Raw genomic sequence first — 25,639 nt, forward strand, 5'->3', positions numbered from 1 at the left:
CTCCCCCGCCCGGGGGAGCCGGTCCCCGCCGCCGGGGGAGGACCCGGCGGCCCCGCTCGGCCAGGCTGCTGCCATGACCAGCATCGACGTACGCGACCTCACCAAGGAGTACGGCGGCCGGCGGGCCGTGGACGGCCTCACCTTCAGCGTCCGGCCCGGCCGTGTCACCGGCTTCCTCGGCCCCAACGGCGCCGGCAAGTCCACCACCTTCCGCCTCGTCCTCGGCCTCGACCGGCCCACCGCCGGCACCGCCACGGTCGGCGGCCGGCCCTACGCCGCGCTCCGCGACCCCCTGCGCCGGGTGGGCGCCCTGCTCGACGCGGGCGCCGCCCACGGCTCCCGCACCGCCCGCGACCATCTGCTGGCCCTGGCCGCGAGCAACCGCCTCCCGGCCCGCCGGGTGGACACCGTGCTGGAGGAGACCGGCCTCGCCGCCGTGGCCCGGCGCCGGGTGCGGACGTACTCCCTCGGCATGCGCCAGCGGCTCGGCATCGCCGCCGCCCTGCTCGGCGACCCCGAGGTCGTCCTGCTCGACGAACCCGCCAACGGCCTCGACCCGGAGGGCATCGTGTGGATCCGCACGCTGCTGCGCCGGCTCGCGGCGGACGGCCGTACGGTCCTGGTCTCCAGCCATCTCATGGCCGAGACCGCCGTGTTCGCCGACCATCTGCTGATCCTCGGCCGGGGCCGGCTGCTCGCCGACACACCGGTGCGGGAGTTCATCCAGGCGCGGGTACGGCCGCATGTCCGCGTGCGCAGCAGCGACCCCGCGGCCCTGGCCGACCTCCTCGCCCGGCACGGCCACGACGCGACCCGGGACGCGGACGGCACCTGGACCGTGCGCCGCGCGCGCGTGGACGACCTGGGCCGGCTGCTGTCCGAGGCGGGTGTGCCCGTCCTGGAACTCGCGGCCCGGGAGGCCACCCTGGAGGAGGCCTACCTCGATCTGACGGCTGCCGAAGCCGAGTTCACCGCACCGCGCCAGGAGGCCTGACCATGCCCTTCGTACCCGTGCTCCACGCCGAGTGGATCAAGATCCGTACCCTGCGCTCGCTGCCGGGCAGTCTCGCCGCGATGTTCGTCGTCACCGTCGGGTTCGCCACGCTCGCCGCGGTCGACGCCGACGACTCCGATCCGCTGTTCTCGGTGTTCTTCGGCGTCAGTTTCGGCCAGATCGCCGCGGTCGCCTTCGGTACGACGGCCGTCGCCTCGGAGTTCCGGGGCGGCGCGCTGCGGCTGACGCTGGCGGCGGTGCCCGGCCGGGGGCGCTGGTTCGCCGCGAAGGCCGCGGCGATCGCCCTGCCCGCGCTGGCCGTCGGGCTGTGCACCGGGTTCGGCGCGCTCCTGGTGGGCCGGGCGGCCCTCGGCCCGTCCGCGCCCGGCTGGGCCGAAGGGGTGCGCGGCGCGGTCGGCTGCGGCCTGCACCTGACGCTGATGGCCCTGTTCGCGGCCGGAGTGGCGGCCGTGCTGCGCAGCGGGGTGGCGACGCTGTCCGTGCTCGTCCCGTTCCTGCTGATCGTGTCCTTCGTCGTCGGCGACCTGGCCGGTTCGGTCGCCGACTTCCTGCCCGACCGGGCCGGCGAAGTCGCCCTGCACGGCACCTGGGACGGCGCCCTCGGTCCGTGGAGCGGACTCGCCGTGACCGCGCTGTGGGCGGCGGCGGCCCTGGCGGCGGGCGCGACGGGCCTGATCCGCAGGGACGCCTGACAGAGCGCCACTTGTCAGTGGCGCCCGCTTTACTGGACCGCATGGACATCGCGAAGTGCCTGGCCCTCCTCGACCTGCTGTGCGCCCGGGAGTTCCCGGCGGCGCCCGGCAGGACGGAGCACGGCGAGAGCGGGCCCGGCTATCACATAGCCGCCTTACAGACGAGCGAGGAGTTCTGGGAGGGCGACGGCAGCGCACGGGAGGAGACGGCGGCGCAGTACGAGGCCGACCGGGACGGCCTGGCCGAGCGGCTCGGCGAGCGCTGGGGAGGGCCCCGGCACTTCAGCCTGTACAGCGTCCTGGACCGGACCCTGGCGGGCGAGGAGATCGCCGAACCCTGGGCCGGGCTCAGCGGTCACGTCCCGGACGTCCAGCTATGGCGGGTGGCGGACCGGGGCCGCTGGGTCGCCCTCGGCGTCTCCCAGTGGGACAAGGAGCTGCCGTTCCAACTGCTGGGCATAGTGACGCAGACGGACCCGCCGTGAGGGCGGGTCCGGCCGTGGCGCGCGGCGCGGGGACTGGGAGCGCTCCCGATGGCCGGGCCGGGGCTCCGGTCCGGCCGGGGCCCCGTGGGGGTCAGCTGGTGGGGAAGCTGTCGGGAGTGCTGATGCGGCTCTTGACCAGCGCTCCGGACGGGGTCAGCACACCGCTGCCGCTGTAGTCGCCGCCGTCGCAGGTGCCGGGCTTGAACGCGGCGCTGGACTCGTCGGCGTCGGAGTAGGTCCAGTTCGCGTAGCTGATCTTCAACTGGTCGAGCAGGTCCAGCCAGGCCGTGGTGCTCGCCTGGTCCATCGCCCCGCCGCCGGTGGCGCTCACCGTGCCGAACTCGGTCACGAACAGCGGCAGTTTCGAGGCCGCCCGGCTCACCGTGGAGCGGTAGGCGTCCTTGTGGCTCGCGGCGTAGAAGTGGAACGTGTACATGATGTTGGTGGCGTTGACCGGGTTGTTGACGATCTCGGTCTCGTTGGAGCCGTCGGAGACGCCCAGCGAGGACCAGCCCCGGGTGCCGACGATGATCACCGCGTCCGGGTCGGCGGCCCGGATCACCGGGATGACCTGCTCGGCGTAGGTCTTGATGGCCGACCAGCTCACGCCGTTGGGCTCGTTGGCGATCTCGTAGATGACGTTCTTCTTGGCGGCGTTGCGGGCGGCGACGGAGGCGAAGAACGTCTTGGCCCGGTCCAGGTTGTAGTTCGGGTCACCCGGCGTGAGAGTGTGGAAGTCGATCAGGGCGTACATGCCCCGGGCCTCCGCCTGGTCGACGAGGCCGTTCACCCGGCTGGTGAAGCCCGCCGGGTCGGTCTCGTAACCGTCCTCCTGGACGTACATGGCGATACGCAGCAGGTCGGCCTTCCAGTCCTTCGCCAGCGCGTCCAGGGACGCGCTGTTGTAGCACTTGCTGAACCACTGGATGCCGTGCGTGCTCATGCCCCGGAGCTGGATGGGGCGGTTGTACTGGTTGCACAGGTTCACACCGCAGACGTGCAGCTGGCCGTTGACGCCGACCGGGGTGCCGTTGCCCTGGCCGGGGTCGGTCGGGGGCTCGTCGGTGGAGCCGGTGCAGGCGACGCCGTTGAGCGTGAACGCCGAGGGCTTGGGGTTGGCGCCGGTGAAGGAGCCCACGAATCCGAGGTCGGCCGACGCGCCGGTGGCCAGCGTCCGGTTCCAGTCGACACCGGTCGCGCTGATGGTGGAGCTGGACTGCGCCCAGGTGGCGTTCCAGCCCTGGACGAACTTCTGCCCCGCGTCGGGCAGGGCGAACTTGAGCGTCCAGCCGGTGACGGGGGCGCCCAGGTTGGTGACCTTCACGCCGGCCTGGAAGCCGCCTTGCCACTGGCTGGTGACGGTGTAGTCGACCTTGCAGCCGGTGGCGGCCATCGCCGTCTGGGGACTGAGCAGTGCGGTGAGGCCCAGGACCGTGGCACAGGTCGCCAGCAGGGCCGCTATGCGTTTCACGTGCGTTCCTCCTCGGGTGAAGCGGGAACAGCAGGATGGGAGCGCTCCCAAAACCCATCGGCCCGAGACCGTACCCGGTGGATCGCGGCGCGTACAGACATGCGACCGTGAACGATGAGGCGGCCATGGCCGGCCGCTGCTCAGAGGCGGCCCCGCACGGTAGGCACCGCCCGGCGCCGGGGCCGGGCGGTCACTCGAAGGGCCGGGCGGTCGCCCGGAGGGCCTGCCGTCACCCGTAGGGCCGGGCCGTCACCCGCAGGTCCGGCCCCGTCGCCCGTAGGGTCGGCCGGTCGCCCGGAGGGCCGCCCTCCGGCCACCCGGGGAGGCCCGTGCGGCCACCCGGGGAGGCCGTGGGACTGCGGTCACCCGGGGAGGCCCGTGCGGCCACCCGGGGAGGCTGTGGGACTGCGGTCACCCGGGGAGGCCGTGCGTCATCCGGGGAGTGGGCCGGCCGTCGGGTCGGTGGTGGTGGCGGCCTGGCGGAGCAGGCGGAATTCCTCCGCCATGGTGGCCGTGGTCCAGTGCGCGTTCAGGCCACTGGGGTTGGGCAGGACCCATATCCGAGTGCCGCCGAGGGTCCGCTCCTGCGGGCCGACCTTGGCGGTGCGGTCGTCGAAGGCCGCGCGGTAGGCGGTCACGCCGACGACGGCCAGCCACTTCGGCCCGAGCCGCGTCACCTTCTCGGTGAGCAGCCGCCCGCCCTCGGCGTACTCCGCGGCGGTCAGCTCGTCCGCCCGCGCGGTCGCCCGGGCCACCACGTTGGTGATGCCGAGCCCGTACGACAGCAGCTCCCGCTGCTCGGCCGGCCGCAGCAGCCGGGGCGTGAAGCCGGACAGGTGCAGAACCGGCCAGAAGCGGTTGCCGGGCCGGGCGAAGTGGTGGCCGGTCGCGGCCGACATCAGCCCCGGGTTGATCCCGCAGAACAGCACCCGCAGGCCGGCCGCGGCCACGTCCGGGACGAGACGGTCGCGGGCGGCCTCCAGCTCCGCCTGGGTGAAGCGCGGCGAACGGGCTGCGGGAGTCAGAGGATCGCCCCGGGGGTGTAGCCGGCCGCCTCCGGATGCCGCTTGACGATCTCCTCGATCCGGCCGACGACCACCGCGACCTGGCCGGCGGCGGCACCCGTGAAGGACAGCTTGTCGGCCATCAGCGCGGTGAGCTGCTCACGGTCGAGCGGCAGGCGCTCGTCGGCGGCCAGCTTGTCGAGCAGGTCGTTGCGCTCGGCACCCTGCTCGCGCATCGCCAGGGCGGTGGCGACCGCGTTCTCCTTGATCGCCTCGTGCGCGACCTCACGGCCGACACCGCCCCGCACCGCGCCCATCAGCACCTTGGTGGTGGCCAGGAACGGCAGGTAGCGGTCCAGCTCGCGGGCGACGACGGCGGGGAAGGCGCCGAACTCGTCCAGGACGGTCAGGAAGGTCTCCAGCAGGCCGTCCAGGGCGAAGAAGGCGTCCGGCAGCGCGACCCGGCGCACCACCGAGCAGGACACGTCGCCCTCGTTCCACTGGTCGCCCGCCAGCTCGCCGGTCATCGAGGCGTAGCCGCGCAGGATGACCATCAGGCCGTTGACGCGCTCGCAGGAGCGGGTGTTCATCTTGTGCGGCATCGCCGAGGAGCCGACCTGGCCCGGCTTGAAGCCCTCGGTGACCAGCTCGTGCCCGGCCATCAGCCGGATCGTCTTGGCCAGCGAGGACGGCGCCGCCGCAAGCTGCACCAGCGCGGTGACGACCTCGTAGTCCAGCGAGCGCGGGTAGACCTGGCCGACCGAGGTGAACGCCTGCCCGAAGCCCAGGTGGCGCGCGATCCGGTCCTCCAGGTCGGCCAGCTTGGCGGCGTCGCCGCCCAGCAGGTCCAGCATGTCCTGCGCGGTGCCGACCGGGCCCTTGATGCCGCGCAGCGGGTAGCGGGCGAGCAGCTCCTCGACCCGGCCGTAGGCGACCAGCAGTTCGTCGGCGGCGGTCGCGAAACGCTTGCCCAGCGTCGTCGCCTGCGCGGCCACGTTGTGCGAACGGCCGGCCATGACCAGCTCGGCGTACTCGCCGGCCAGCTTGCCCAGCCGGGCCAGCACGGCCACCGTGCGGTCGCGCATCAGCTCCAGGGAGAGCCGGATCTGCAACTGCTCGACGTTCTCCGTGAGGTCGCGCGAGGTCATGCCCTTGTGCACGTGCTCGTGGCCGGCGAGGTCGTTGAACTCCTCGATCCGCGCCTTCACATCGTGCCGCGTGACCTTCTCGCGCTCGGCGATCGAGGCCAGGTCGACGGTGTCGAGAACACGCTCGTAGTCGGCGATCGCCTCGTCCGGCACCTCGATGCCGAGGTCCTTCTGGGCGCGCAGCACGGCGAGCCAGAGCTGCCGCTCCAGCCTCACCTTCTGCTCGGGGGACCAGAGCGTGGCGAGCTGGGCGGAGGCGTAGCGTCCGGCGAGGACGTTCGGGATGCGGGGCTTGGCGGGCGCAGAAGTCACGTGTCCAGATTCTACTGGCGGTTCGTGCAGGCCGGCGCCACGCCCCCGCTCGGCGGAACCTACGAGACGCGCGCCACTCGGGACGCGCCGACCGGCCGCCCGCGCGCCCGGCTGGCCCCGGTGATGCTGCGCCTGCCCGTGCCGGTGGTGCTACGGCTGGCCGGTCCCGCTGGCGTCTAGCCGACCGGTCCTGGTGGTGCTGCGTCCGGCCGGTCCCGGTACGGCTACGCCTGTGTCTCGTACGGCAGCAGGTCCGGGCGCTTCGGGGGGCGGCCGTCGCCCGAGGAGCGGCCGGTGAGGCGGCGGCCTATCCACGGCAGCAGATGCCGCCGGGCGAACCGGGCGTCGGCGATCCGCCGCGCCACCCAGGCCGGCGGGGCCGTCGCCGCCATCGGCACGTGCCACCCCGTGTCCTCCGGCTCGTACCCGAGCGTCTGCCACACCGCCTCGGCGACCCGGCGGTGCCCCTCCGCCGTCAGGTGCAGCCGGTCCACGTCCCACAGCCGGGCGTCGGCCAGCGCGGGCGCCCCGTACAGGTCGGCCACCAGGGCGCCGTGCTTGCCGGCCAGCTCCTCCACGCAGGCGAACAGCTCCTCCATGCGCGGCCGGAACCGTTCCAGGACCGGGCCCTGGCGGCCGGGGCTGCGCATGAGCACGAGCTGCTTGCAGGAGGGCGCCAGCCGCTCCACGGCCTCGGTGAGCAGGTCCCGGACCCGGCCCATGTCGCACTTGGGGCGCAGGGTGTCGTTGAGCCCGCCGACCAGGGTGACCACGTCGGCGTTCATGGCCGCCGCCACCGGCACCTGCTCGTCGACGATCTGCTGGATGAGCTTCCCGCGCACGGCGAGGTTGGCGTACCGGAACCCGGGTGTGCGGGCGGCCATCCGCGCGGCGAGCACATCGGCCCAGCCCCGGTAGGAACCGTCGGGCAGCAGGTCCGACATGCCCTCGGTGAAGGAGTCGCCGACCGCGACGAGGCTGGAGTACGGGGGAGAGGGGGTATTCGTCTGCATGGCGACAGCGATCGTATCCCGGCGCCATACCCGCCGGTCGGTCACCCCGTGGCAGCCCGCCACCGCGACACATGCCGCGACCGGCCGACCCTCTCCACCGCACCGTCCGCGGCCTGCCAACCGCCTCCCCGGCACATCCCGCGGCCGGCCGGCTGCCTCTACAGCGCGTACCGCGGGCGGTCGGCTGCCGCCCCCGCACATCTCGCCGCCGGCCGGCTGCCGCCCCCGCACCCACCGCAGCCGGCCGGCCGTCTTCGCGGTGCGCGGTGCGCGGTACGCCGTGCCGCCTCCGCCCCGTCACCCCGGGGCCGGCTGGCCGAACAGCTCCCGCAGCACGTCCTCCATGGTCACCAGGCCCGCCAGCCGGCCGTCGTCGCCGAGCACGGCCGCGACGTGCGTACGGCTGCCCCGCATCGCGGTGAGCACGTCGTCCAGCGGGGTGGCCTCGCGCACGCGGGCGATCGGCCGCATGTCCCGCAGCCGGAACGGCACGTCCGGCGGCGAGGCGTCCAGCGCGTCCTTGATGTGCAGATACCCCACGATCCGGCGGCCGTTGTCGACCACCGGGAACCGGGAGAAGCCCGACTCGGCCGACAGCCGCTCCAACTGCTCCGGAGTGACGCCCACGCGCGCGTAGACCACCCCCCGCAGCGGTACGACCACGTCCCGCACCGGGCGGCTGCCCAGCTCCAGGGCGTCGTGCAGCCGTTCCTGCGCCCGGCCGTCGATCAGGCCGGCCTCGCTGGCGTCCTTGACGATCTCGGCGAGCTCGGTGTCCGTGAAGGTCGCCGCGACCTCGTCCTTCGCCTCCACCCGCAACAGCTTCAGCAGCCCGTTCGCGAAGGCGTTGACCGCGAAGATCACCGGGCGCAGCGCCCGGGACACCGCGACCAGCGGCGGGCCGAGCAGCAGCGCGGTGCGCACCGGTTCCGCCAGGGCGATGTTCTTCGGCACCATCTCGCCCAGCAGCATGTGCAGGTACGTGGCGAGGGCCAGCGCGATCACGAAGGACACGGCGTGCCCCGCGCTCACCGGCAGACCCACCGCGTGGAACACCGGCTCCAGCAGACGCGCGATCGCCGGCTCGGCCACCACACCGAGCACCAGCGTGCACAGCGTGATGCCGAGCTGGGCGGCGGCCAGCAGCGCGGAGACGTGCTCCAGACCCCACAGCACGCTCCGCGCGCGCCGGTCGCCCTCCTGGGCCAGCGGCTCCACCTGGGAGCGGCGCACCGAGATCAGCGCGAACTCCGCACCCACGAAGAAGGCGTTGACGACGAGGGTCGCCAGACCGATCAGCAACTGCACGGCGCTCATCGCGTCCCCTCCCGCGTCCGCCGGGCCCCGGTGTTCCGACCGGCCCGCTCACCCCGCCCGGCACCCCGGCTCCCCGCGGTCCCGTCGGCCCGTTCGTCGTCCAGCGGCGCGTGCAGCAGCAGCCGGGCGGCCCGGCGGCCCGAGGCGTCGACCACCTCCAGCCGCCAGCCGGCCACCTCGACGCTGTCGCCCGCGGCCGGTATCCGGCCCAGCTCCGCGGCGACCAGGCCGGCCAGCGTCTCGTACGGCCCCTCGGGCGCACGCAGTCCGACGCGCGCGAGCTGGTCGGTGCGGGCGGCGCCGTCCGCCGCGTACAGGGCCCGGCCCTCCTCGTCGGCGCCGGCCGCGGCGAGGTCGGACGTCTCGTGCGGGTCGTGCTCGTCCCGCACCTCGCCGACGACCTCCTCCACGATGTCCTCCAGGGTGGCCACCCCGGCCGTACCGCCGTACTCGTCGATGACGACGGCCATGGTGCGCCGGCCGCCGAGCCGGTCCAGCAGCCGGTCCACGGTCAGCGACTCGGGCACCAGCAGCGGGTCCCGCATGATCTGCGCGACCGTGCGGTGGCGCCGCTGGCCCGCGGGGACGGCCAGCACGTCCTTGATGTGGGCGGTGCCCACGACGGAGTCCAGGCTGCCCCGGTAGACCGGGAACCGGGACAGGCCGGTGGCCCGGGTGGCGTTGGCCACGTCCTCGCAGGTCGCCTGCGTGTCGAGGGCGACCACCTGGACGCGCGGGGTCATCACGTTCTCGGCGGTGAGGTCGGCCAGGTTCAGGGTCCGCACGAACAGCTCTGCGGTGTCCGCCTCCAGGGCGCCCTCCTTGGCGGAGTGCCGGGCGAGGGCGGCCAGCTCCTGCGGGCCGCGCGCGGAGGCCAGTTCCTCGGCCGGTTCGACGCCGAGCCGGCGCACGAAGCGGTTGGCCGTGTTGTTCAGGTGGGCGATGAAGGGCCGGAAGGCCGCGCTGAACACGCGCTGCGCGCTGCCCACCCGCTTGGCCATGGCCAGCGGCTGGGAGATCGCCCAGTTCTTGGGCACCAGCTCGCCGACGACCATCAGGAACACCGTCGACAGGGCCGTGCCGAGCACCAGCGCCACCGAACCCGCCGTGCCCCGGGACAGCCCCAGCGCCGTGAACGGTCCGGACAGCAGCTTGGCGATCGACGGCTCGGCGAGCATGCCGACCACCAGGTTGGTGACGGTGATGCCGAGCTGCGCGCCGGACAGCTGGAACGTCAGGGTCCGTACGGCCTTCAGGGCGCCCGCGGCACCGCGCTCGCCGCGCGCGGCGGCCCGTTCCAGCTCGCCGCGGTCCACCGTGGTCAGCGAGAACTCCGCCGCCACGAAGGCGCCGCAGGCCAGCGACAGCAGCACCGCCAGCAGGAGGAGGAGCACTTCGGTCATCGGGTCACCCCCTTGCCAGGATCGGACAGGGCAGGGGAGAACGCGCGGTGTCGCGGACTGGGAGGCTCGCCCATGGGCGGACGCTCACAACCTTTCATAGAGGGCCGAGTGCTCCCTCCAGGGTAAAGGATGGGCAAAAAAGCCGTCGCCCGGTCCTTCTCTCAGTCCGTGAGCGGCTTCACCCAGCGCCGCCACTGCTCCTGCGGCCCGTACCCGGCCGCCTTCCAGGCGTGGTGCGCGGACGCGTTGCGGACCAGCACCATGGCGTCCGCCCGCCGCCCGCCGAGCCGTACGAAACGCTCCTCGGCGGCGGCCAGCAGCGCCGAGCCGATGCCCTGCCGGCGCCGCCCGGGAGACACCGCGAGCCGGTACAGGTGGCACCGCCAGCCGTCGAAGCCGGCGATCACCGTGCCCACCAGCTCGCCGTCCAGCTCGGCGAGCAGCAGCGCCCCGGGATCACGGCCGGTCAGCCGCTCCACACCGGCGCGGTCGTCGCTGATGCTGGTGCCCTCGGCCGCCGTCCTCCAGAAGGCGAGGACGGCGTCGAGGTCGTCGGGAAGGGCGGCGCGTATCCGCAGTTCGGTCATGTCCTCATCATGGTCGGCACGGCCCGGCGGCCTGCCCGCCGTCCGTCACGCGGACTCCTCACGCAGCCGCGCCAGCACCGGCGCGAACGCCTCCATGTACGGCTCCAGCACGGTCAGGTACGAGAACCCGTACCGCTCCCGCTGCGCCCGCACCTTCGCCACCACGTCCTCCAGCGGGCCGGCCAGCACGATCGGCAGGTCCAGCGCCCGGTCCAGGGTCAGCCCGGGCTTGTGCTCCAGCAGGGGCCGCAGCACGGGCTCCGGGTCGTCGGTGACGGCCGCGAGCTGGATCAGCAGGTTCAGCTCGGCGGGCTCCGCCCGGTCCGCCGCCGCGTGGTAGCGGGCCAGCCGCTCGTCCAGTTCCCCGGCGCTCAGCGGGTCCAGCGCGCCGGCCGTCTCGCCCGGCCGGGCCCCGGTGAACGCGGCGATGTCCGCGTGCGCGGCGGTCAGCCGCAGCATCCGGTCACCGTTGGCGCCGATCAGCACCGGCACCCGGGACTGCACGGGTCGCGGCTGGTGCTCCTCGGAGCCGAGCAGCCGCGTCAGCTCCGTCACCGTGCGCTCCAGGTGGTCCACCCGCTCGCGCGGCGAGCCGTACGGCAGTCCGGCCGCCTCGTGCTCCGCCGGGACGTACCCGGTGCCGAGGCCGAGTTCGAGCCGGCCGCCGGTCAGCGCGTCCGTGGTCGCCACCTCGCGGGCCAGCAGCGCCGGGTTCCAGAAACCCGCGTTCAGCACGAAGGTGCCGACCCGGGGCCGCTCGGTCGCCGCGGCCGCCGCGACCAGGGCCGGGAACGGCGCCACCGTCCCCAGGTGGTCCGGGACGAGGATCACGTCGTAGCCCAGCTCCTCGGCGCGCCGGCACTTGGCCCGCCACTCGGCGGCGGGCGCCGGCGTCAGCAGATTGACTCCGAAGCGGAACGGTCGCGACATGAACTCTCCCTCATCTGAGCGGACTTGGACCCACCGATTGCATCATGCCCGCGCCCGCCCGCTCACCCACCGGCCGTGCGGCCGGGCGGGGGGCACGCGGCGTCCGCCGGGACCGCCGCCCCGCCGCCGGCACCACCCGTGGCGGGACGAGCGCGGGGCGCACCCGGGCCCGGCGCGGTGCGACCGTGCGCCCTTGGCGCTGCTAGCGCGGTGGCGCTAGCGTCGAGACATGGCGAAGACCCAGCTGAACGTGCGCGTGGACGAGGGCACCGCCCGCGCGGCCCGCGAACGCGCCCTGGCCCGCGGCATGAGTGTCAACCGCTATATAGAAGAGCTGGTCAGACAGGACGCCGGCGAGGCGGGCCGCACCTTCGTGGAGGCCGCCGCCGACTTCATGCGGCGGTACGAGTCCGTGTTCGCCGAGGAGTCCCCCGAGACACACGGCACCGGGGCCCGGTGACGGCCGCCCCGCCGGTCCGGTGAAGCAGATCCCTTGAACGATCTCAGCATCGACCTCGCCTGGCTGCTCATGCTCGCCGAGCAGAAGACCCCGGGCGACCCGCAGGTCACCGACTGGGGCGCCCTGGTCGCCGCGGTCGCCCGGCACCGGGCCGAGATATTCGGCGTGCCCGTCTATCCCGACCCGTACGCCCGCGCCGCCTCCCTGCTCCAGTTGCTGATCCACGTACCGGCCCTGGAACGCGCCAACGCGCTGTTCGCCTCCGCGGTCGCCTACGCCTATCTGGTCGCCAGCGGCGAGAAGGTCACCACCACCCCCGAGCAGGTCCGCGACCTCGCCCGGCTGGTCAAGGACGGCGCGGCGGGCGTCGACGACATCGCACGGGAACTGCGCCGCTGGAGCGCCTGACGCGCACGGGCCGGCACGGGTCCGGCCCGCCGGCCCCGTGCACAGCCGCACCGGCGCGCACCCGGGTCCGGACTGGTGCCGCCGCGCATGATCGGTGACTGCGGCGACGCCGGGCCGCGAGGGCGTTGCGCGTCGCAACGGGTGGTTCCCGCGGGGGGGCTACGGCGCCCCCCGGGCCGGAACGCCCGCGTGTACGGGGTCGTGGACGGTGCCGCGCCGGGTCACCGGTCGTGGACGGTGCCGCGCCGGGTCACCCCGCGTCTCTGCCGGGGTTGCGGGGCCTCCCGGATCCGGAACGCCCGCGCGCTCCGGGTCCGGTCCGGTGTCGCCGTGCGCCTCCGGTGGGTACGGCGGCGTCGGGCCGAAAGCCGCGTCGCGCCGGGTCACCCCGCGTCTCCGCCGGGGTTACGGCGCCCTCCCGGCCCCGGAACGCCCGCGCGTCCGGGGTCGTGGATGGCGTCGCACCGGGTCACCCCGCGCCTCCCCGACCCGGAACGCCCCTGCGTCCCGGGCCGTGGACGGACTCGCGCCGGATCACCCCAGGCCGGGGCTACGGCGCCTCCCGGGTCCGGAACGCCTCCGTGTCCCAGGTTCCGTCCAGGTGGGGGGCCAGCCAGCTCGGGGCGGCCAGGCGGAACGCCGTGGGCGGCAGTGTGCCGGCGCCGGCGGGCAGGGCGCCGAGCAGCGGGGCGCCGGCGACCTCCGGCAGGTCGGCCACATTGCAGCGGGCGGCCAGGTCCGGGTCGTCGGGCCAGCTGCCGATCACCACGCCGGTCAGCTCCAGCTCCCGGCGCCGCAGCTCGCGTGCCGTCAGCTCGGTGGTGTTGAGCGTGCCGAGCCCGGCCTGCGCGACGAGCAGCACCGGCGCCTCCAGCAGCCGGGCCACGTCGGCCAGCGTGCCGCCGGCCGCGTCGAACCGCACGAGCAGCCCGCCCGCCCCCTCGACCAGCACCAGATCGTGCTCGGTGGCCAGCTTGGCGGCCCGCTCGGCCACCTCCTGCGGGTGCACCGGCGCCCGCCGGGCCCGCCGGGCCGCCGTGCCCGGCGCCAACGGCTCCGGGTAACGGGCGACTTCGGCGGCCGTGACCGGCCCGGCGAGCCGCGCGACCTCGTCCGCGTCCCCGCGCTCGTCCGGGCCCACGCCCGTCTGGGCGGCCTTGAGCACGGCCACCGAACGCCCGGCCGCGAGTGCCGTGGCGGCGACGGCCGCGGTGGTGACGGTCTTGCCGACCTCCGTGCCCGTTCCCGTGATCACCAGTACCGGCATGTCATCCCTCCCGCGCCGCGGCGCACACCGCGCGCGCGATCCGTGCCACGTCCTCGTCCGAGGTGACGTAGGGCGGCATCGTGTAGATCAGGTCCCGGAACGGGCGCAGCCACACGCCCGCCCGTACCGCCGCCTCGGTCGCGGCCCGCATGTCGACCTCGTGGTCGAGCTGGACCACTCCGATGGCCCCGAGGACGCGGACGTCCCGCACCCCGGGCAGCTCCCGCGCCGGCGCCAGGCCCTCCCGCAGGCCCGCCTCGATCCGCTTGACCTCCGCGAGCCAGTCCTGCCCGAGCAGCAGCTCGACGGAGGCGCAGGCGACGGCCGCCGCCAGCGGATTGCCCATGAACGTCGGCCCGTGCGCGAGCACCGGCACCTCGCCCCGCGAGATGCCGTCGGCCACCCGGCCGTTGCACAAGGTGGCCGCCAGGGTCAGATAACCGCCGGTCAGCGCCTTGCCCACACACATCACGTCGGGGGCGACCGCGGCGTGACCGGCCGCGAACAGCGCGCCGGTACGGCCGAAGCCGGTGGCGATCTCGTCGAAGACCAGCAGCACGTCGTGCGCGTCGCACGCCTCCCGCAGCACCCGCAGGTACGCGGGGGAGTGGAAGCGCATCCCGCCCGCGCCCTGCACCACCGGCTCCACGATCACCGCGGCCAGCTCGTCCGCGTGCCGGGCGATCAGCTCGCGCAGGTGCGTGGCGTAGGACTCCTCGTACGCGGCGGGCGGCGGGTCCGCGAACACCTGCCGCGGCAGCACCCCGGCCCACAGCCCGTGCATCCCGCCCTCCGGGTCGCACACCGACATCGGCTGCCAGGTGTCCCCGTGGTAGCCGCCGCGCCAGGTCAGCAGCCGCTGCTTGGCCGGCCGGCCGAGCGAACGCCAGTACTGCAGGCACATCTTCACGGCGACCTCGACCGACACGGACCCCGAGTCGGCCAGGAAGACGTGTTCCAGGCCGTCCGGCGACACGTCGACGAGCAGCTTGGCGAGCCGGACGGCGGGCTCGTGCGTGAGCCCGCCGAACATCACATGGCTCATCCGGTCCAGCTGCCCGCGCGCCGCCTCGTCGAGGACCGGGTGGCGGTAGCCGTGGATGGCCGACCACCACGACGACATGCCGTCGACCAGTTCGCCGGAGCCGTCCGCCAGCCGCAGCCGGACCCCGCTCGCCGACTCCACGACGAGCGGCCGTGCCTGCCCGGGCATCGGGCCGTAGGGATGCCACACGTGCCGCCGGTCCAGCTCCAGCAGCTCCGGTACGCCGATCTCAGGCATTGGGCGCGAGGTCGGTGCCGGCGCCCCGGCGGCGTACGGCGACGAGGTCGGTGCGCGGCTCGGCGGCCGTCGTGACGCCCGCCGTACCGCAGACGCCGCCGTCCTCGTGCGCGCCGCAGCCCGCGCCGGCGTGCGACCCGCACCCGGCACCCTCGTGCGAGGCGCACCCGGCAGCCTCGTGCGACCCGCACCCGCCCGCCGCCGCGGCCCGGTGTTCCGGCAGCGTCACCTCGTCGGCGCCCTCCACCTCGAAGCCGGCGTCCGCGATCATCTCCAGGTCGGCCTTGCCGGCCTGGCCTTCGCTGGTCAGGTAGTCGCCGAGGAAGATGGAGTTGGCCAGGTGCAGCGCGAGCGGCTGCATCGAGCGCAGGTGGACCTCGCGGCCGCCCGCGATGCGCACCTCCGCGTCCGGGCAGACGAACCGCACCATCGCGAGGATCCGCAGGCAGCGCTGCGGGGTGAGGTTCCACTCCTTGGCCAGCGGGGTGCCCTCGAACGGGATCAGGAAGTTCACCGGCACCGAGTCCGGGTCCAGCGCGCGCAGCGAGAACACCACGTCCACCAGGTCCTCGTCGGTCTCGCCCATGCCCGCGATGAGCCCGGAGCAGGCGGACAGGCCGGCCGCGTGCGCCTTCCGCACCGTGTCCACCCGGTCGGCGTAGGTGTGGGTGGTGGTGATGTCCCCGTAGGTGGACTCCGAGGTGTTCAGGTTGTGGTTGTAGGCGTCCGCGCCCGCCGCGCGCAGCCGTTCGGCCTGACCGTCGGAGAGCAGCCCGAGGCAGGCGCACACCTCGACGCCCTCGTTCTGGTCCTTGATCGCCTTGATGGTCTGCGAGACCCGGTCCACGTCCCGGTCCGTCGGACCGCGCCCGCTTGCCACCAGACAGACCCGCTTGGCGCCGCCCGCGAGCCCGGCGGCGGCGGCCTCGGACGCCTCGTCCGGCTTGAGCCAGGTGTACTTCAGGATGTCGGCCTTCGAGCCGAGCCGCTGGGAGCAGTACGAGCAGTCCTCAGGGCACAGACCGGACTTGAGGTTGACCAGATAGTTGAGTTTCACCCGTCGCCCGAACCAGTGCCGGCGCACCTTTCCGGCCGCGGCCACCACGTCGAGCAGGTCGTCATCGGAGGTGGCCAGCACGGCGAGCGCTTCCCCGCGCGTCGGCAACTCGCGCCGAAGCCCCTTGTCCACCAGCGTGTTCAGCAGGTCCATGAGGCCCGATCCTGTCCTACGGGACCGCCCCGGGCCAAGGAGACTTCACACAACACGGACGCTTCACCGTGTGGGTATTGCCACACAGTGGGCGGGCGGCCGGGCCGCTATGGTCTGTCCGCTACCTACAAAAGCACCGGAGGAGCCATGGCGTTCGGCTGGATCGACGAGCAGGCCCGGGCGCGCCGCCGCGCCGGTCTCGTCCGCACCCTGCGTCCGCGCCCCGCCGACTCGCCGCTGCTGGACCTGGCGAGCAACGACTACCTGGGTCTGGCCCGCCATCCCGAGGTCGTCGCGGGCGCGGCCGAGGCCGCCCGCGTCTGGGGCGGCGGCGCCACCGGCTCCCGGCTGGTCACCGGCACCACCGCGCTGCACACCGAGCTGGAGCGCGAGCTGGCCGCGTTCTGCGGGTTCGAGGCGGCCCTGGTGTTCTCCTCCGGGTACGCCGCGAACCTGGCCGCGGTCACCGCGCTCGGCCCGCACGGCTCGCTGATCGTCTCCGACGCGGGCAACCACGCCTCACTCATCGACGGCTGCCGGCTGGCCCGGGGCGGCCGGCAGGTCGTCGGGCACGCCGATCCGGAGGCCGTGCGCAAGGCCCTGGCCACGCACCCGGGCCCGGCGATCGTCGTCTCCGACACGGTGTTCTCGGTCGACGGCGACCGGGCACCGCTCGGCGCGCTGGCCGAGGCGTGCCGGGAGTACGGCGCGGGGCTGGTGGTGGACGACGCCCACGGCCTCGGCGTGCTGGGCGACGGCGGCCGGGGCGCGCCGTACGCGGCCGGACTGGCGGGCGCCGAGGACGTGGTCGCCACGGCCACCCTGTCCAAGTCGCTGGGCGCCCAGGGCGGGGTGGTGCTCGGGCCCGCCCGGGTGATCGACCACCTGGTGAACGCGGCCCGGACGTTCATCTTCGACACGGGCCTGGCACCGGCCGCCGCCGGCGCCGCGCTGGCGGCGCTGCGGCTGCTGCGGCGCGAGCCCGGCCGGGCGGCGCGGGCCCGCGAGGTGGCCGCGGAGCTGCACGAGCGGCTGACCGCCGCGGGTCTGGAAGCGGTGCGTCCGGACGCCGCGGTGGTCTCCGTGCGGGCCCCGTCCCCGGAGGAGGCGGTGCGCTGGGCGGCCGGCTGCCGGACGGCGGGTCTGGCCGTGGGCTGTTTCCGTCCTCCCTCCGTGCCCGACGGCATCTCACGGCTGAGGCTGACCGCCCGCGCCGACCTCTCCGGGGCCGAGATCGAACGCGCTGTACGAGTCATCGGCGACACGCGACCGTGAGTCGGCGGACACGGCCGAGTTGCGCCCGAAAGGAATAGGGAACCGATCGATTCCGGACTGGTATGCGAGCCGGTGTCCGGATCAGAGCGTGGTGACGAATCCGGTCCAGCTCGCGGCGGAGAAGAGCAGTGCGGGCCCGGCCGGGTCCTTCGAGTCGCGTACGGCGAGCAGCCCGGCCGCGGGGCCGGAGCGCGGCCGTGCCGCCTCCACGCAGTTGTTCGCGCCCGTGCTGTAGCTGCTGCGCAGCCAGCGCACGTCGTGCAGATCGGTACTGGCAGGGACGTTCCGAGGCAGAGCTGACATGGTGCCTCCTTACACGCCGTCACCTATCCCGGCGATGTAGTCCAACGAGTCCTCGGGGGAAAGGGCGTGGAACTGAAGGGTGCTGAAGGCCTCGGAGTAGGCCTCCAGGTCTTCTTTCCGTTCCAGATAGAGGCTACTCGTCAACTGGTCGAGAACAACTACATCCAAATCGGAAGTGCTCGGAAATGAGAAGATAACGAAAGGCCCGGTGAGGCCGATATGCGCCCCCGCCGAGTAGGGCAGCACTTGGAGCCGTACCTGCGGCAGCCGGGCGGCGTCCATCAGCCGCTCCCGCTGCCGGGCCATCACCCCGGGACCGCCGACCTCGCGGCGCAGCACCGCCTCGTCCAGGACGGCGCTCAGCACCAGCGGCGGATCCGAACGCAGCACGTCCTGCCGGGCGAGCCGCACCTCCACCAGAGTGTCCAGGCGGTCTTCGTCCAGGTCCTTCACGGCCGCCCGGGTCACCGCGCGGGCGTACTCGGCGGTCTGCAGCAGCCCGGGCACCACGGTGGTCTCCAGGGTGCGCATCACGCTCGCCTGTGACTCCAGGCTGATGAAGTCCCGGTACGTGGGCGGCAGGACCCCGCGGTAGGCGTGCCACCAGCCGTGCCGGCCGCCCGTGTCCTCCGAGCCCGCCAGTATCAGCAGCAACTCCCGCAACTGCCTGTCGCGCACCCCGTAGGCGTCCAGCAGCAGCCGCAGATCGGCCGGTTTCACTCCGCTGGACCCGGTCTCGATGCGGCTCACCTTCGACTGGTGCCACCCGACCAGCCGGGCCGCCTCACCGCTCGTGAGCCCGGCGCCGGTACGCAGCGTGCGCAGTTCGGCGCCCAGTTTGCGACGGCGCACCGCGGGGCCGTTCTGCATGGGCTCCTCCTCACTCGGTCCGAGCCGTCCCGATACGGTCTCGCGTCGCAGAGTTCACCGCTTCGAGCGACAGATATATGCATATCTTGGGGGATCGCCCCCGTGACCGGTCCGGCGATGGCAGTCTGACGGACAAGCACCAGTCCGGGACCGTACTCGAACCCACCGCTGTATGTCGGACCGCGGTCCCGTGGGAAGGGACGACGCCGCCATGGCAGACCATCTGGAAGCCTCCGTCACTCTGCCGAGCGATCCCGCCTCGGTGTCCGCCGCCCGCTCCTACGTCGTGGGCACCCTCGCGGAGTGGGGCCTGCCGTCCGACACGGAAGTGGCCGACACCGTGCGCCTCATCGTCTCCGAACTCGCCACCAACGCCGTTCAGCACACCCTCGGCCAGTCACCCACCTTCACGGTCGACATCGCGCTGCGCCGTGACGCGCAACTGAGCATCGGTGTCACGGACAGCCATCCCCGCCTCCCGAAGAGACTGCCCGCCGCCGTGCAGCAGGACAACGGGCGCGGCATGGTCATCATCCGCTGGCTCACCGCGGAGTGCGGCGGCAGGCTCCACATCCGCCCCACCCGGGAGGGCGGCAAGACGGTCTCCATCGACCTGCCCTGGACCCTCCCGGCCGCCCCCGTCCCGGCGGTCCCACGGGACTCCTGAACATCCGTCGGCGGGGTGGGGAGGGGGGCCGAGGGGCGACGCTGTGCCCGGCGGGCGGTACGGGGGGGGCGGAGGGGCGCCCGGCGCCCGAACGCCCGCCAGAGGTGAAGGCGGGCGGTACGAGGAGGCCGAGGGGCGTCCGGCTCCCGTACCCGCCGGAGGTGCCCGGCGGCCGGTGGGAGGGGCCGAGGGGCGTCCGGCGCCTGAACGGCCGCCAGGGGTGCCCGGCGGGCGCTGGGAACGGATCGAGGGGCGTCCGGCGCCTGCCCCCCAGAGGACGAGGGACCGAGGGGCGTCCGGCGCCCGAACGCCCACCGGAGGTGCCCGGCGGGCGTACGGGGGCGTGCGGGGGAGCGAGGGGCGTCCGGCGCGCACGCCCGCCGGGCGTGCACGGGCCTGGCACGGGCCTGCGGGCTCCGGGCGCGCGGTCCGGCGGACCGGGCGGGCCCGAAGGGCCGCGAGGGCCCACAGAGCGCCGCGGAGGCCCGAGGGGCCAGGGGGCCCCGCAGCGCGCGCCACGGCCGCTGTGCGGGCCGTACGCGGCCCAGGCCGGGGTACGGCGCCGCGGTGCCCGCCCCTGGGCCTCAGGCGGCCACCGGGGCCGGTGGCGGCGCGGCCCTGCCGCCGGAGCCGCCCCGGCCCGGGCGCGGGTCAGCTGACCCGGCCGTACCAGACGCTCCTGGTCCAGATCTTCTGCAGCCGCACCACGTCCCCGGTCCTCGGGGCGTGCCAGATCTTGCCGTGGCCGGCGTAGATGCCGACGTGGTAGACGCTGGAGCCCGAGTGGAAGAACACCAGGTCGCCGGCCTTGCGGTGGCCGGCGGAGACATGGTGGGTCTTGTTGTACTGCTGGGCGGCGGTGCGCGGCAGCTTCTTGCCGGCCTTCTTGAACGAGTACAGCGTCAGTCCCGAGCAGTCGAACCTGCGCGGTCCCGTGGCCCCCCACCGGTAGGGGGCGCCCTTCTTGGAGGCCGCGACCTTGAGCGCCTTCGACGCGATGGTCGCGGCGGAGGCGTCGCCGGCGAGACCGGGCACCACGATCGAACCGCCCACGGCGGCGAGGGTGAGCGCCGAGGCCGTGCCGGCCCGGGCCATCAGCGACGGGACACGATTGAGCGCAGTCATGCGCAACCCTTCGTCAGCCGCCTGTGAAGGATGACCTGTCGGATTCGGGCTGGCGAAGTTGCCCGGCCGCGTTGCCGCGGCTTCACCCCAAGGGTCACCCGGAGCCTCCGTCCGACCGTTCGGCCATCCGTGCCGAACTGCTGGACTTCCGTTCCGGCGACCCGCCTTGCCTGGGTCCTCCACTCCTGCCGATCCACTCCTGTCGACCGGTCATCCGGGCGGCGGCAGGACTCGGCGTCCGCCCGGACCGCCCCGCCGCGGTGGCGGGGGCTTGTCGTCAGACAGGGATCTTGGCTCACAGCAGTCCGAAAATCCCAACGGAATCGGGGATTTGTGGTGTTACTCACCACTCACCCGTTCGGGTGAACGCTGCTCTGTTCGAGTGGCCGTCAGATCCCGGTCGTAGCCCCGGACCTGGGGCGATGTGCTTCCCGGTGACCCGCGGACCGGGGCCCCGCGCAACTCGGGAGCCCCGGAAAACGATCGGGAAGTACACCGGACGGCGGTACGTCGTTCGGGCCGTTTCAACTCCCGTCCGGACCAAGCGTGTCGACGCGCGGGGGACCGCACGCCGGACGGGTGTCCGCCTCAGCCGCCGTCGTCCGGCGGGAGCGCGACGCGAGCGGCCCGGCGCTCGCCGTCCAGCACCCGCAGCGCGCGTGCCAGCGTGTCCGCGTGCAGCTCCGTCTCGCCCCGCTGGTGCATCAGCGCGAGCGCGTCCCGCAGCTCTGTCGCCTTGCGCACCAGCGCCTGGGCGGCGCGCAGCCCGCGGTAGGTGTCCCCGGGCCGGGCCGGATTGACGCGGCCGAGCAGGTCCACGGCCGCCAGGTAACTGTCGATCAGCTCGCCCTCGGCCCGGGTCAGGGCGGGCAGCGGTGGGAGGTCGGGCAGCACGGGCGGCTCACCTCCCGTCCGGTGCGCCGGGCGTGCGCCGGTGGCGGGGCACGATGCCGTCCACCAGGCCGTACGCGAGCGCTCCGGGGGCGTCGAGGATCAGGTCCCGCTCCAGGTCCCGGTGCACCTGCCCGGCCGTGCGCCCGGTGTGCCGGGCGAGCATCTCCTCCAGGGTGGCGCGGGTCCGGACCAGCTCCTCGGCCCGCGCCGTCAGGTCGGCGGGCCGGCCGTGCAGCGGTGCGGCCGGAGCGGGCTGCCGGAGCGTGCTCCGGGCGCCGGGCAGCGCGAACCGCTTGCCCGGGGTGCCGGCCGCCACCAGCACCGCGGACGGGCCGGCGGCCTGCCCCAGGCAGTAGGTCGCCACGTCGCAGCCGACGTACCGCATCGTGTCGTAGACCGCCGCCACGGCCTCGAAGGAACCACCCGGCGAGTTGACGTACAGCGTGATGTCCCGGTCCGGGGCCGCGTGTTCCAGGGATATGAGCCGGGCCGTCACCTCGCTCGCCGCCGCGTCGTCGACCGGTGTGCCGAGGAAGACGATCCGGTCCTCGAAGAGCCGTGCGTACGGATCCAGGGTGCGCACGGCGGTCCCGGCGCGCTCGGTGAACTCGGGCAGGACGTGCCGGGCGGCCGGCCGGGTCGCGGACGGTCGGGTCATGGACATACCCCTCCTCATGACGAGGCCCCGATGGGCTCGACGTCTGTAAAAAATGTACAGTACGTACGTCACGTTAGAATGGAGGCATGGCCTACGAGATTCCGGTGACGCAAGCGAGAGCTGAACTCGCCGACCTGATCAACCGGGTGGTGTACGGCGGCGAGCGCGTCGTCGTGACCCGGCATGGAAAGCCGCTGGTCGCGCTGGTCTCGGCCGCCGATCTGGAGCGGCTCGACGCACTCGGCGAGCCGGGCGCGGAGCGGATCGCCAGCTCCCTGTCCACGGTCCGCGAGCCCGCTCCCGCGCCGCGCGAACAGCGGCGCTTCGGCCTCGCGGCGGAGCACCGCCGTCCGGACGCCTCCTGAACCCGCCGCCCGAGCCCTCCCGGCTCGGGCGCACCCGTCCATCGCCCCCGCCGTATCCGTATCCGTGTCCCGGTCGGCCGCCGCCCGTGCCGCTTCGCCGCCCGCCGCCTTCCGTTCGGCCTCGCCGTCCGCCGTCGCTGGGCCCGGCCGCCCGCTCGGCTTCGCCTCGTCTCTGCGGCAGCCCATAGCGGAGTCATGCATCGGCCAAAGGCTGGTTAACGTAGGTGAAACTCTGGCGCTCTAGCCTGCCGAACCACGCCACCAGGGGTTTTCTTGCCCGGGATTGACGACGATCCGGGGATTTGTCTGCGTGCTACACCTATCCCCGTCGCGGTGGCTGCGGCAACCGGACTCCGCACGGTCCGGAGCAAGGACGGTGAGGTGGGACGTGCAACTGACCCCGCATGAGCAAGAGAGGCTGCTGATCCATGTGGCGGCCGACGTGGCCGAGAAGCGCAGGGCCCGTGGCCTGAAGCTGAACCACCCGGAAGCGGTCGCGCTCATCACCTCGCACATCCTGGAAGGCGCCCGGGACGGCCGTACGGTCGCCGAGCTGATGTCCTCCGGACGCAAGATCCTCACCCGGGACGACGTCATGGACGGCATCGCCGAGATGATCCACGACGTGCAGGTCGAGGCCACCTTCCCGGACGGCACCAAGCTGGTCACCGTCCACGAGCCGATCATCTGAGGGGGCCGCGATGATTCCCGGAGAGATCCTGTTCGCGGACGGTCCCGTCCCCTTCAACACCGGCCGTGACGTGACCCGGCTGACCGTGCTCAACGCCGCCGACCGGCCCGTCCAGGTCGGCTCCCACTACCACTTCGCCGAGGCCAACCCCGGCCTGGAGTTCGACCGCGCCGCCGCCCGCGGCAAGCGGCTGAACGTCGCCGCCGGCACCGCCGTCCGCTTCGAGCCCGGCATCCCGGCCGAGGTCGAGCTGGTGCCGCTCACCGGCGCCCGGATCGTGGCCGGACTGCGTGGGGAGATCCGGGGTGCCCTCGATGCCTGAGATCACCCGTGACGCCTATGCCGACCTGTTCGGCCCCACCACCGGCGACCGCATCCGGCTCGCCGACACCGACCTGCTGATCGAGATCGAGGAGGACCGCTCCGGCGGCCCCGGCGCCTCCGGCGACGAGGCGGTCTTCGGCGGCGGCAAGGTCATCCGCGAGTCCATGGGCCAGTCCCGCGCCACCCGCGCCGAGGGCACGCCGGACACGGTGATCACCGGCGCCGTGATCGTCGACCACTGGGGCATCGTCAAGGCCGACATCGGCATCCGCGACGGCCGGATCACCGCCCTCGGCAAGGCCGGCAACCCCGACACCATGGACGGCGTCCACCCCGACCTGGTCATCGGCCCCGAGACCGAGATCATCGCGGGCAACGGCCGCATCCTGACCGCCGGCGCCATCGACGCCCACGTCCACTTCATCTGCCCCCAGGTCGCCGACGAGGCGCTGGCCTCCGGCATCACCACCCTGGTCGGCGGCGGCACCGGCCCCGCCGAGGGCTCCAAGGCCACCACCGTCACCCCCGGCCCCTGGCACCTGGCCCGGATGCTGGAGGCGATGGAGGCCTACCCGGTCAACGTCGGCTTCCTCGGCAAGGGCAACACCGTCAGCCACGAGGCGATGCTCTCCCAGATCCGCGGCGGCGCCGTCGGCCTGAAGCTGCACGAAGACTGGGGCTCCACGCCCGCCGTCATCGACGCCGCGCTCACCGTCGCCGACCGGACCGGGATCCAGGTCGCCATCCACACCGACACCCTGAACGAGGCGGGCTTCGTCGGCGACACCCTCGCCGCGATCGCCGGCCGGGGCATCCACTCGTACCACACCGAGGGCGCCGGCGGCGGGCACGCGCCCGACATCATGACCGTGGTCTCGCAGGCCAACATCCTGCCCAGCTCCACCAATCCGACCCGGCCCTTCACCGTCAACACGACCGAGGAACACCTCGACATGCTGATGGTGTGCCACCACCTCAACCCGGCCGTGCCGGAGGACCTGGCGTTCGCCGAGTCCCGGATCCGGCCGTCCACCATCGGCGCCGAGGACATCCTCCACGACCTCGGCGCGATCTCGATCATCTCCTCCGACTCCCAGGCCATGGGCCGGGTCGGCGAGGTGATCCTGCGCACCTGGCAGACCGCGCACGTCATGAAGCGCCGCCGGGGCGCGCTGCCCGGCGACGGCCGCGCCGACAACCACCGGGTACGGCGCTATGTCGCCAAGTACACGATCAACCCGGCGCTCGCCCAGGGCCTCGCCGCCGAGACCGGCTCCGTGGAGACCGGCAAGCTGGCCGACCTGGTGCTGTGGGAGCCCGCGTTCTTCGGCGTCAAGCCGCTGCTCGTCCTCAAGGGCGGACAGATCGCCTACGCGCAGATGGGCGACGCCAACGCCTCCATCCCGACCCCGCAGCCGATCCTGCCCCGCCCGATGTACGGCGCGATCGGCCGGGCGCCCGCCGCGAACTCCGTGAACTTCGTGTCCGGCCTGGCGATCGAGGACGGGCTGCCGCAGCGGCTGGGACTCGGCAAGCGGTTCGTGGCGATCGAGTCCACGCGCGCGGTCACCAAGGCCGACATGCGGGAGAACGACGCCCGGCCGGACGTCCGGATCGACCCCGACAGCTTCGCCGTGCACATCGACGGCGAGCTGGTCGAGGCCACCCCGGCCGCCGAACTGCCCATGGCCCAGCGCTACTTCCTCTTCTGACAGGTGTCCTGATGTCACGGGCAGCACTGCTCGTCCTGGCCGACGGCCGCTTTCCCGCCGGAGGGCACGCGCACTCCGGCGGGGCGGAGGCCGCCGTCAAGGACGGTCACATCACCGACCCCGCGAGCCTGGAGGAGTTCTGCCGGGGCCGGCTGCACACCGCCGGGCTGGTCGCGGGCGCGCTGGCGGCGGCGGCTGTCCTCGGCGCCGACCCGGCCGCACTGGACGCGGCGGCCGACGCCCGCACCCCGTCCCCGGCCCTGCGGGCCGCCGCCCGGCGCCTGGGCCGGCAACTGCTGCGGGCCGCGCGGGCGACCTGGCCCTCCGCCGAACTCGACGCGCTGGCCCGGAGGTTCCCGAAGGGCGCCCACCAGCCGGTCGTGCTCGGGCTCGCCGCCCGCGCGGCCGGCCTCACGCCCGCGGACGCCGCCCACTGCGCGCTCTACGAGAGCGTCAGCGGACCGGCGACGGCCACCGTGCGGCTGCTGAGCCTCGACCCGTTCCACGCCACGGGCGTCCTCGCCCGGCTCGCCCCCGAGCTGGACCGGGTCGCGGACGCCGCGGTGGACGCGGCGCGGGCGGTGGCCGCCGACGGCACCGACGCGCTGCCCGCGGCCTCCGCGCCCCTGCTGGAGGTCATGGCCGAGGCCCACGCCGCCTGGCCGGTACGCCTGTTCGCGTCCTGACACCGCCCACCCGCTCACCCCGCCCGTCTGGACGCGCGGCGGCCCGCCCCGGCGCGGGCCCCGCG

At 73.9% G+C, this 25,639-nt stretch carries 29 protein-coding genes and 1 riboswitch; of the genes, 13 read left to right on the forward strand and 16 right to left on the reverse strand.

Annotated elements, in window-relative coordinates; all coding sequences use genetic code 11:
* The first annotated feature begins 73 nt into the window (after window positions 1-73).
* The 3 genes from ACZ4SV_RS33935 to ACZ4SV_RS33945 are packed head-to-tail and all read left to right on the forward strand — an operon-like array spanning window position 74 to window position 2,192.
* Window positions 74-994, forward strand: coding sequence for an ATP-binding cassette domain-containing protein (locus tag ACZ4SV_RS33935; protein ID WP_468009923.1), 921 nt, complete (start codon window positions 74-76; stop codon window positions 992-994).
* Between the two features lie 2 nt (window positions 995-996).
* The gene (locus ACZ4SV_RS33940; protein WP_468009925.1) at window positions 997-1,707 is read left to right on the forward strand and encodes an ABC transporter permease; all 711 of its coding nucleotides are present in this window, start codon (window positions 997-999) and stop codon (window positions 1,705-1,707) included.
* A gap of 41 nt (window positions 1,708-1,748) precedes the next feature.
* The gene (locus ACZ4SV_RS33945; RefSeq protein WP_365875740.1) at window positions 1,749-2,192 is read left to right on the forward strand and encodes a hypothetical protein; all 444 of its coding nucleotides are present in this window, start codon (window positions 1,749-1,751) and stop codon (window positions 2,190-2,192) included.
* 91 nt (window positions 2,193-2,283) lie between these two features.
* Here the strand turns inward: ACZ4SV_RS33945 and ACZ4SV_RS33950 are convergent, their stop codons facing one another.
* From ACZ4SV_RS33950 to purB, 3 genes are all read right to left on the reverse strand, one after another.
* Entirely contained in the window at window positions 2,284-3,663 is a 1,380-nt protein-coding gene (locus tag ACZ4SV_RS33950) for a cellulase family glycosylhydrolase (protein WP_468009929.1), read from the reverse strand.
* Window positions 3,664-4,094: 431 nt separating this feature from the next.
* Window positions 4,095-4,613: a G/U mismatch-specific DNA glycosylase gene (mug, locus tag ACZ4SV_RS33955; RefSeq protein ID WP_397972932.1), complete on the reverse strand. Its 519-nt coding sequence runs from the start codon at window positions 4,611-4,613 to the stop codon at window positions 4,095-4,097.
* A gap of 71 nt (window positions 4,614-4,684) precedes the next feature.
* Window positions 4,685-6,127, reverse strand: a complete 1,443-nt coding sequence (gene purB, locus ACZ4SV_RS33960) for an adenylosuccinate lyase (protein ID WP_365941733.1) — start codon at window positions 6,125-6,127, stop codon at window positions 4,685-4,687.
* Here purB and ACZ4SV_RS33965 point away from each other — a divergent pair, their 5' ends adjacent.
* The gene (locus tag ACZ4SV_RS33965; protein WP_468009936.1) at window positions 6,128-6,307 is read left to right on the forward strand and encodes a hypothetical protein; all 180 of its coding nucleotides are present in this window, start codon (window positions 6,128-6,130) and stop codon (window positions 6,305-6,307) included.
* 44 nt (window positions 6,308-6,351) lie between these two features.
* On the opposite strand, the gene ACZ4SV_RS33970 is transcribed toward ACZ4SV_RS33965, so the two are convergent.
* From ACZ4SV_RS33970 to ACZ4SV_RS33990, 5 genes are all read right to left on the reverse strand, one after another.
* Complete coding sequence (locus tag ACZ4SV_RS33970) at window positions 6,352-7,140, reverse strand: SGNH/GDSL hydrolase family protein (RefSeq protein WP_468009941.1); 789 nt, start codon at window positions 7,138-7,140, stop codon at window positions 6,352-6,354.
* Window positions 7,141-7,437: 297 nt separating this feature from the next.
* Entirely contained in the window at window positions 7,438-8,457 is a 1,020-nt protein-coding gene (locus tag ACZ4SV_RS33975; protein WP_468009945.1) for a hemolysin family protein, read from the reverse strand.
* The gene (locus ACZ4SV_RS33980; protein WP_468009954.1) at window positions 8,454-9,860 is read right to left on the reverse strand and encodes a hemolysin family protein; all 1,407 of its coding nucleotides are present in this window, start codon (window positions 9,858-9,860) and stop codon (window positions 8,454-8,456) included. The genes ACZ4SV_RS33975 and ACZ4SV_RS33980 overlap by 4 nt, the downstream gene beginning before the upstream one ends.
* Before the next feature lie 161 nt (window positions 9,861-10,021).
* Window positions 10,022-10,447 carry a GNAT family N-acetyltransferase gene (locus ACZ4SV_RS33985; protein ID WP_365876413.1) on the reverse strand — a complete coding sequence of 142 codons (426 nt, stop codon included), beginning with the start codon at window positions 10,445-10,447 and terminating at the stop codon, window positions 10,022-10,024.
* A gap of 45 nt (window positions 10,448-10,492) precedes the next feature.
* On the reverse strand, window positions 10,493-11,377 hold the full coding sequence (locus ACZ4SV_RS33990; RefSeq protein ID WP_468009960.1) for a TIGR03621 family F420-dependent LLM class oxidoreductase: 885 nt from the start codon (window positions 11,375-11,377) through the stop codon (window positions 10,493-10,495).
* Between the two features lie 229 nt (window positions 11,378-11,606).
* Here ACZ4SV_RS33990 and ACZ4SV_RS33995 point away from each other — a divergent pair, with 229 nt between their 5' ends.
* Window positions 11,607-11,837 carry a toxin-antitoxin system HicB family antitoxin gene (locus ACZ4SV_RS33995; protein WP_468009963.1) on the forward strand — a complete coding sequence of 77 codons (231 nt, stop codon included), beginning with the start codon at window positions 11,607-11,609 and terminating at the stop codon, window positions 11,835-11,837.
* A 33-nt stretch (window positions 11,838-11,870) separates the two neighbouring features.
* Window positions 11,871-12,245, forward strand: coding sequence for a fic family toxin-antitoxin system, toxin component (locus tag ACZ4SV_RS34000; protein WP_468009967.1), 375 nt, complete (start codon window positions 11,871-11,873; stop codon window positions 12,243-12,245).
* A gap of 550 nt (window positions 12,246-12,795) precedes the next feature.
* Here the strand turns inward: ACZ4SV_RS34000 and bioD are convergent.
* Genes bioD through bioB form a run of 3 tightly spaced genes read right to left on the reverse strand, consistent with a single transcriptional unit; the run spans window position 12,796 to window position 16,004 of the window.
* Window positions 12,796-13,512, reverse strand: a complete 717-nt coding sequence (gene bioD / locus ACZ4SV_RS34005) for a dethiobiotin synthase (RefSeq protein ID WP_468009970.1) — start codon at window positions 13,510-13,512, stop codon at window positions 12,796-12,798.
* Between the two features lies 1 nt (window position 13,513).
* The gene (locus tag ACZ4SV_RS34010) at window positions 13,514-14,794 is read right to left on the reverse strand and encodes an adenosylmethionine--8-amino-7-oxononanoate transaminase (protein ID WP_468009974.1); all 1,281 of its coding nucleotides are present in this window, start codon (window positions 14,792-14,794) and stop codon (window positions 13,514-13,516) included.
* Window positions 14,787-16,004: a biotin synthase BioB gene (gene bioB / locus ACZ4SV_RS34015; protein WP_468009978.1), complete on the reverse strand. Its 1,218-nt coding sequence runs from the start codon at window positions 16,002-16,004 to the stop codon at window positions 14,787-14,789. Before bioB ends, ACZ4SV_RS34010 begins: the two co-directional genes overlap by 8 nt.
* 147 nt (window positions 16,005-16,151) lie before the next feature.
* Here bioB and ACZ4SV_RS34020 point away from each other — a divergent pair, with 147 nt between their 5' ends.
* Complete coding sequence (locus tag ACZ4SV_RS34020) at window positions 16,152-17,279, forward strand: 8-amino-7-oxononanoate synthase (protein WP_468009982.1); 1,128 nt, start codon at window positions 16,152-16,154, stop codon at window positions 17,277-17,279.
* An 81-nt stretch (window positions 17,280-17,360) separates the two neighbouring features.
* Here the strand turns inward: ACZ4SV_RS34020 and ACZ4SV_RS34025 are convergent, their stop codons facing one another.
* Window positions 17,361-17,582 carry a DUF397 domain-containing protein gene (locus ACZ4SV_RS34025; protein ID WP_365875497.1) on the reverse strand — a complete coding sequence of 74 codons (222 nt, stop codon included), beginning with the start codon at window positions 17,580-17,582 and terminating at the stop codon, window positions 17,361-17,363.
* A gap of 9 nt (window positions 17,583-17,591) precedes the next feature.
* Window positions 17,592-18,452 carry a helix-turn-helix domain-containing protein gene (locus ACZ4SV_RS34030; protein WP_397941452.1) on the reverse strand — a complete coding sequence of 287 codons (861 nt, stop codon included), beginning with the start codon at window positions 18,450-18,452 and terminating at the stop codon, window positions 17,592-17,594.
* Window positions 18,453-18,663: 211 nt separating this feature from the next.
* On the opposite strand from ACZ4SV_RS34030, the gene ACZ4SV_RS34035 reads away from it, so the two are divergent.
* A complete protein-coding gene (locus tag ACZ4SV_RS34035; protein WP_397972918.1) occupies window positions 18,664-19,119 on the forward strand; it encodes an ATP-binding protein in 456 nt (151 codons plus the stop codon).
* A 651-nt stretch (window positions 19,120-19,770) separates the two neighbouring features.
* Here the strand turns inward: ACZ4SV_RS34035 and ACZ4SV_RS34040 are convergent.
* The 3 genes from ACZ4SV_RS34040 to ACZ4SV_RS34050 all read right to left on the reverse strand — a co-directional run bounded on the left by ACZ4SV_RS34040 (window position 19,771) and on the right by ACZ4SV_RS34050 (window position 21,796).
* On the reverse strand, window positions 19,771-20,244 hold the full coding sequence (locus ACZ4SV_RS34040) for a C40 family peptidase (RefSeq protein WP_365883237.1): 474 nt from the start codon (window positions 20,242-20,244) through the stop codon (window positions 19,771-19,773).
* 3 nt (window positions 20,245-20,247) lie between these two features.
* Window positions 20,248-20,379: riboswitch (cyclic di-AMP (ydaO/yuaA leader) on the reverse strand.
* A gap of 453 nt (window positions 20,380-20,832) precedes the next feature.
* Window positions 20,833-21,138 (reverse strand): hypothetical protein, encoded by a 306-nt coding sequence (locus tag ACZ4SV_RS34045; protein WP_397941458.1) that lies wholly within the window; start codon window positions 21,136-21,138, stop codon window positions 20,833-20,835.
* 7 nt (window positions 21,139-21,145) lie between these two features.
* Window positions 21,146-21,796 carry an ATP-dependent Clp protease proteolytic subunit gene (locus ACZ4SV_RS34050; RefSeq protein ID WP_468009998.1) on the reverse strand — a complete coding sequence of 217 codons (651 nt, stop codon included), beginning with the start codon at window positions 21,794-21,796 and terminating at the stop codon, window positions 21,146-21,148.
* 86 nt (window positions 21,797-21,882) lie between these two features.
* Here ACZ4SV_RS34050 and ACZ4SV_RS34055 point away from each other — a divergent pair, with 86 nt between their 5' ends.
* The 5 genes from ACZ4SV_RS34055 to ACZ4SV_RS34075 all read left to right on the forward strand — a co-directional run bounded on the left by ACZ4SV_RS34055 (window position 21,883) and on the right by ACZ4SV_RS34075 (window position 25,574).
* Entirely contained in the window at window positions 21,883-22,161 is a 279-nt protein-coding gene (locus tag ACZ4SV_RS34055; protein ID WP_365883234.1) for a type II toxin-antitoxin system Phd/YefM family antitoxin, read from the forward strand.
* A gap of 388 nt (window positions 22,162-22,549) precedes the next feature.
* The gene (locus tag ACZ4SV_RS34060; protein ID WP_365883233.1) at window positions 22,550-22,852 is read left to right on the forward strand and encodes an urease subunit gamma; all 303 of its coding nucleotides are present in this window, start codon (window positions 22,550-22,552) and stop codon (window positions 22,850-22,852) included.
* Between the two features lie 10 nt (window positions 22,853-22,862).
* Entirely contained in the window at window positions 22,863-23,174 is a 312-nt protein-coding gene (locus ACZ4SV_RS34065) for an urease subunit beta (RefSeq protein ID WP_365883232.1), read from the forward strand.
* Window positions 23,167-24,888: an urease subunit alpha gene (locus ACZ4SV_RS34070; protein WP_468010006.1), complete on the forward strand. Its 1,722-nt coding sequence runs from the start codon at window positions 23,167-23,169 to the stop codon at window positions 24,886-24,888. The genes ACZ4SV_RS34065 and ACZ4SV_RS34070 overlap by 8 nt, the downstream gene beginning before the upstream one ends.
* Window positions 24,889-24,899: 11 nt before the next feature.
* A complete protein-coding gene (locus ACZ4SV_RS34075; protein ID WP_365883230.1) occupies window positions 24,900-25,574 on the forward strand; it encodes an urease accessory protein UreF in 675 nt (224 codons plus the stop codon).
* Window positions 25,575-25,639: the final 65 nt, after the last annotated feature.

The organism is Streptomyces sp. NPDC027672, from assembly GCF_055566335.1.

Coding starts and splice junctions, on each gene's coding strand:
- ACZ4SV_RS34030 (WP_397941452.1), bottom strand. CDS start 18,452: ATGCAGAACGGCCCCGCGGTGCGCCGTCGCAAACTGGGCGCCGAACTG.
- ACZ4SV_RS33985 (WP_365876413.1), bottom strand. CDS start 10,447: ATGACCGAACTGCGGATACGCGCCGCCCTTCCCGACGACCTCGACGCC.
- ACZ4SV_RS33940 (WP_468009925.1), top strand. CDS start 997: ATGCCCTTCGTACCCGTGCTCCACGCCGAGTGGATCAAGATCCGTACC.
- ACZ4SV_RS33970 (WP_468009941.1), bottom strand. CDS start 7,140: ATGCAGACGAATACCCCCTCTCCCCCGTACTCCAGCCTCGTCGCGGTC.
- ACZ4SV_RS34025 (WP_365875497.1), bottom strand. CDS start 17,582: ATGTCAGCTCTGCCTCGGAACGTCCCTGCCAGTACCGATCTGCACGAC.
- ACZ4SV_RS33980 (WP_468009954.1), bottom strand. CDS start 9,860: ATGACCGAAGTGCTCCTCCTCCTGCTGGCGGTGCTGCTGTCGCTGGCC.
- ACZ4SV_RS34050 (WP_468009998.1), bottom strand. CDS start 21,796: ATGACCCGACCGTCCGCGACCCGGCCGGCCGCCCGGCACGTCCTGCCC.
- ACZ4SV_RS34010 (WP_468009974.1), bottom strand. CDS start 14,794: ATGCCTGAGATCGGCGTACCGGAGCTGCTGGAGCTGGACCGGCGGCAC.
- ACZ4SV_RS33995 (WP_468009963.1), top strand. CDS start 11,607: ATGGCGAAGACCCAGCTGAACGTGCGCGTGGACGAGGGCACCGCCCGC.
- ACZ4SV_RS33975 (WP_468009945.1), bottom strand. CDS start 8,457: ATGAGCGCCGTGCAGTTGCTGATCGGTCTGGCGACCCTCGTCGTCAAC.
- bioD (WP_468009970.1), bottom strand. CDS start 13,512: ATGCCGGTACTGGTGATCACGGGAACGGGCACGGAGGTCGGCAAGACC.
- ACZ4SV_RS34020 (WP_468009982.1), top strand. CDS start 16,152: ATGGCGTTCGGCTGGATCGACGAGCAGGCCCGGGCGCGCCGCCGCGCC.
- ACZ4SV_RS34065 (WP_365883232.1), top strand. CDS start 22,863: ATGATTCCCGGAGAGATCCTGTTCGCGGACGGTCCCGTCCCCTTCAAC.
- bioB (WP_468009978.1), bottom strand. CDS start 16,004: ATGGACCTGCTGAACACGCTGGTGGACAAGGGGCTTCGGCGCGAGTTG.
- ACZ4SV_RS34070 (WP_468010006.1), top strand. CDS start 23,167: ATGCCTGAGATCACCCGTGACGCCTATGCCGACCTGTTCGGCCCCACC.
- ACZ4SV_RS34040 (WP_365883237.1), bottom strand. CDS start 20,244: ATGACTGCGCTCAATCGTGTCCCGTCGCTGATGGCCCGGGCCGGCACG.
- ACZ4SV_RS33935 (WP_468009923.1), top strand. CDS start 74: ATGACCAGCATCGACGTACGCGACCTCACCAAGGAGTACGGCGGCCGG.
- ACZ4SV_RS34035 (WP_397972918.1), top strand. CDS start 18,664: ATGGCAGACCATCTGGAAGCCTCCGTCACTCTGCCGAGCGATCCCGCC.
- ACZ4SV_RS34055 (WP_365883234.1), top strand. CDS start 21,883: ATGGCCTACGAGATTCCGGTGACGCAAGCGAGAGCTGAACTCGCCGAC.
- ACZ4SV_RS33990 (WP_468009960.1), bottom strand. CDS start 11,377: ATGTCGCGACCGTTCCGCTTCGGAGTCAATCTGCTGACGCCGGCGCCC.
- ACZ4SV_RS33945 (WP_365875740.1), top strand. CDS start 1,749: ATGGACATCGCGAAGTGCCTGGCCCTCCTCGACCTGCTGTGCGCCCGG.
- ACZ4SV_RS34075 (WP_365883230.1), top strand. CDS start 24,900: ATGTCACGGGCAGCACTGCTCGTCCTGGCCGACGGCCGCTTTCCCGCC.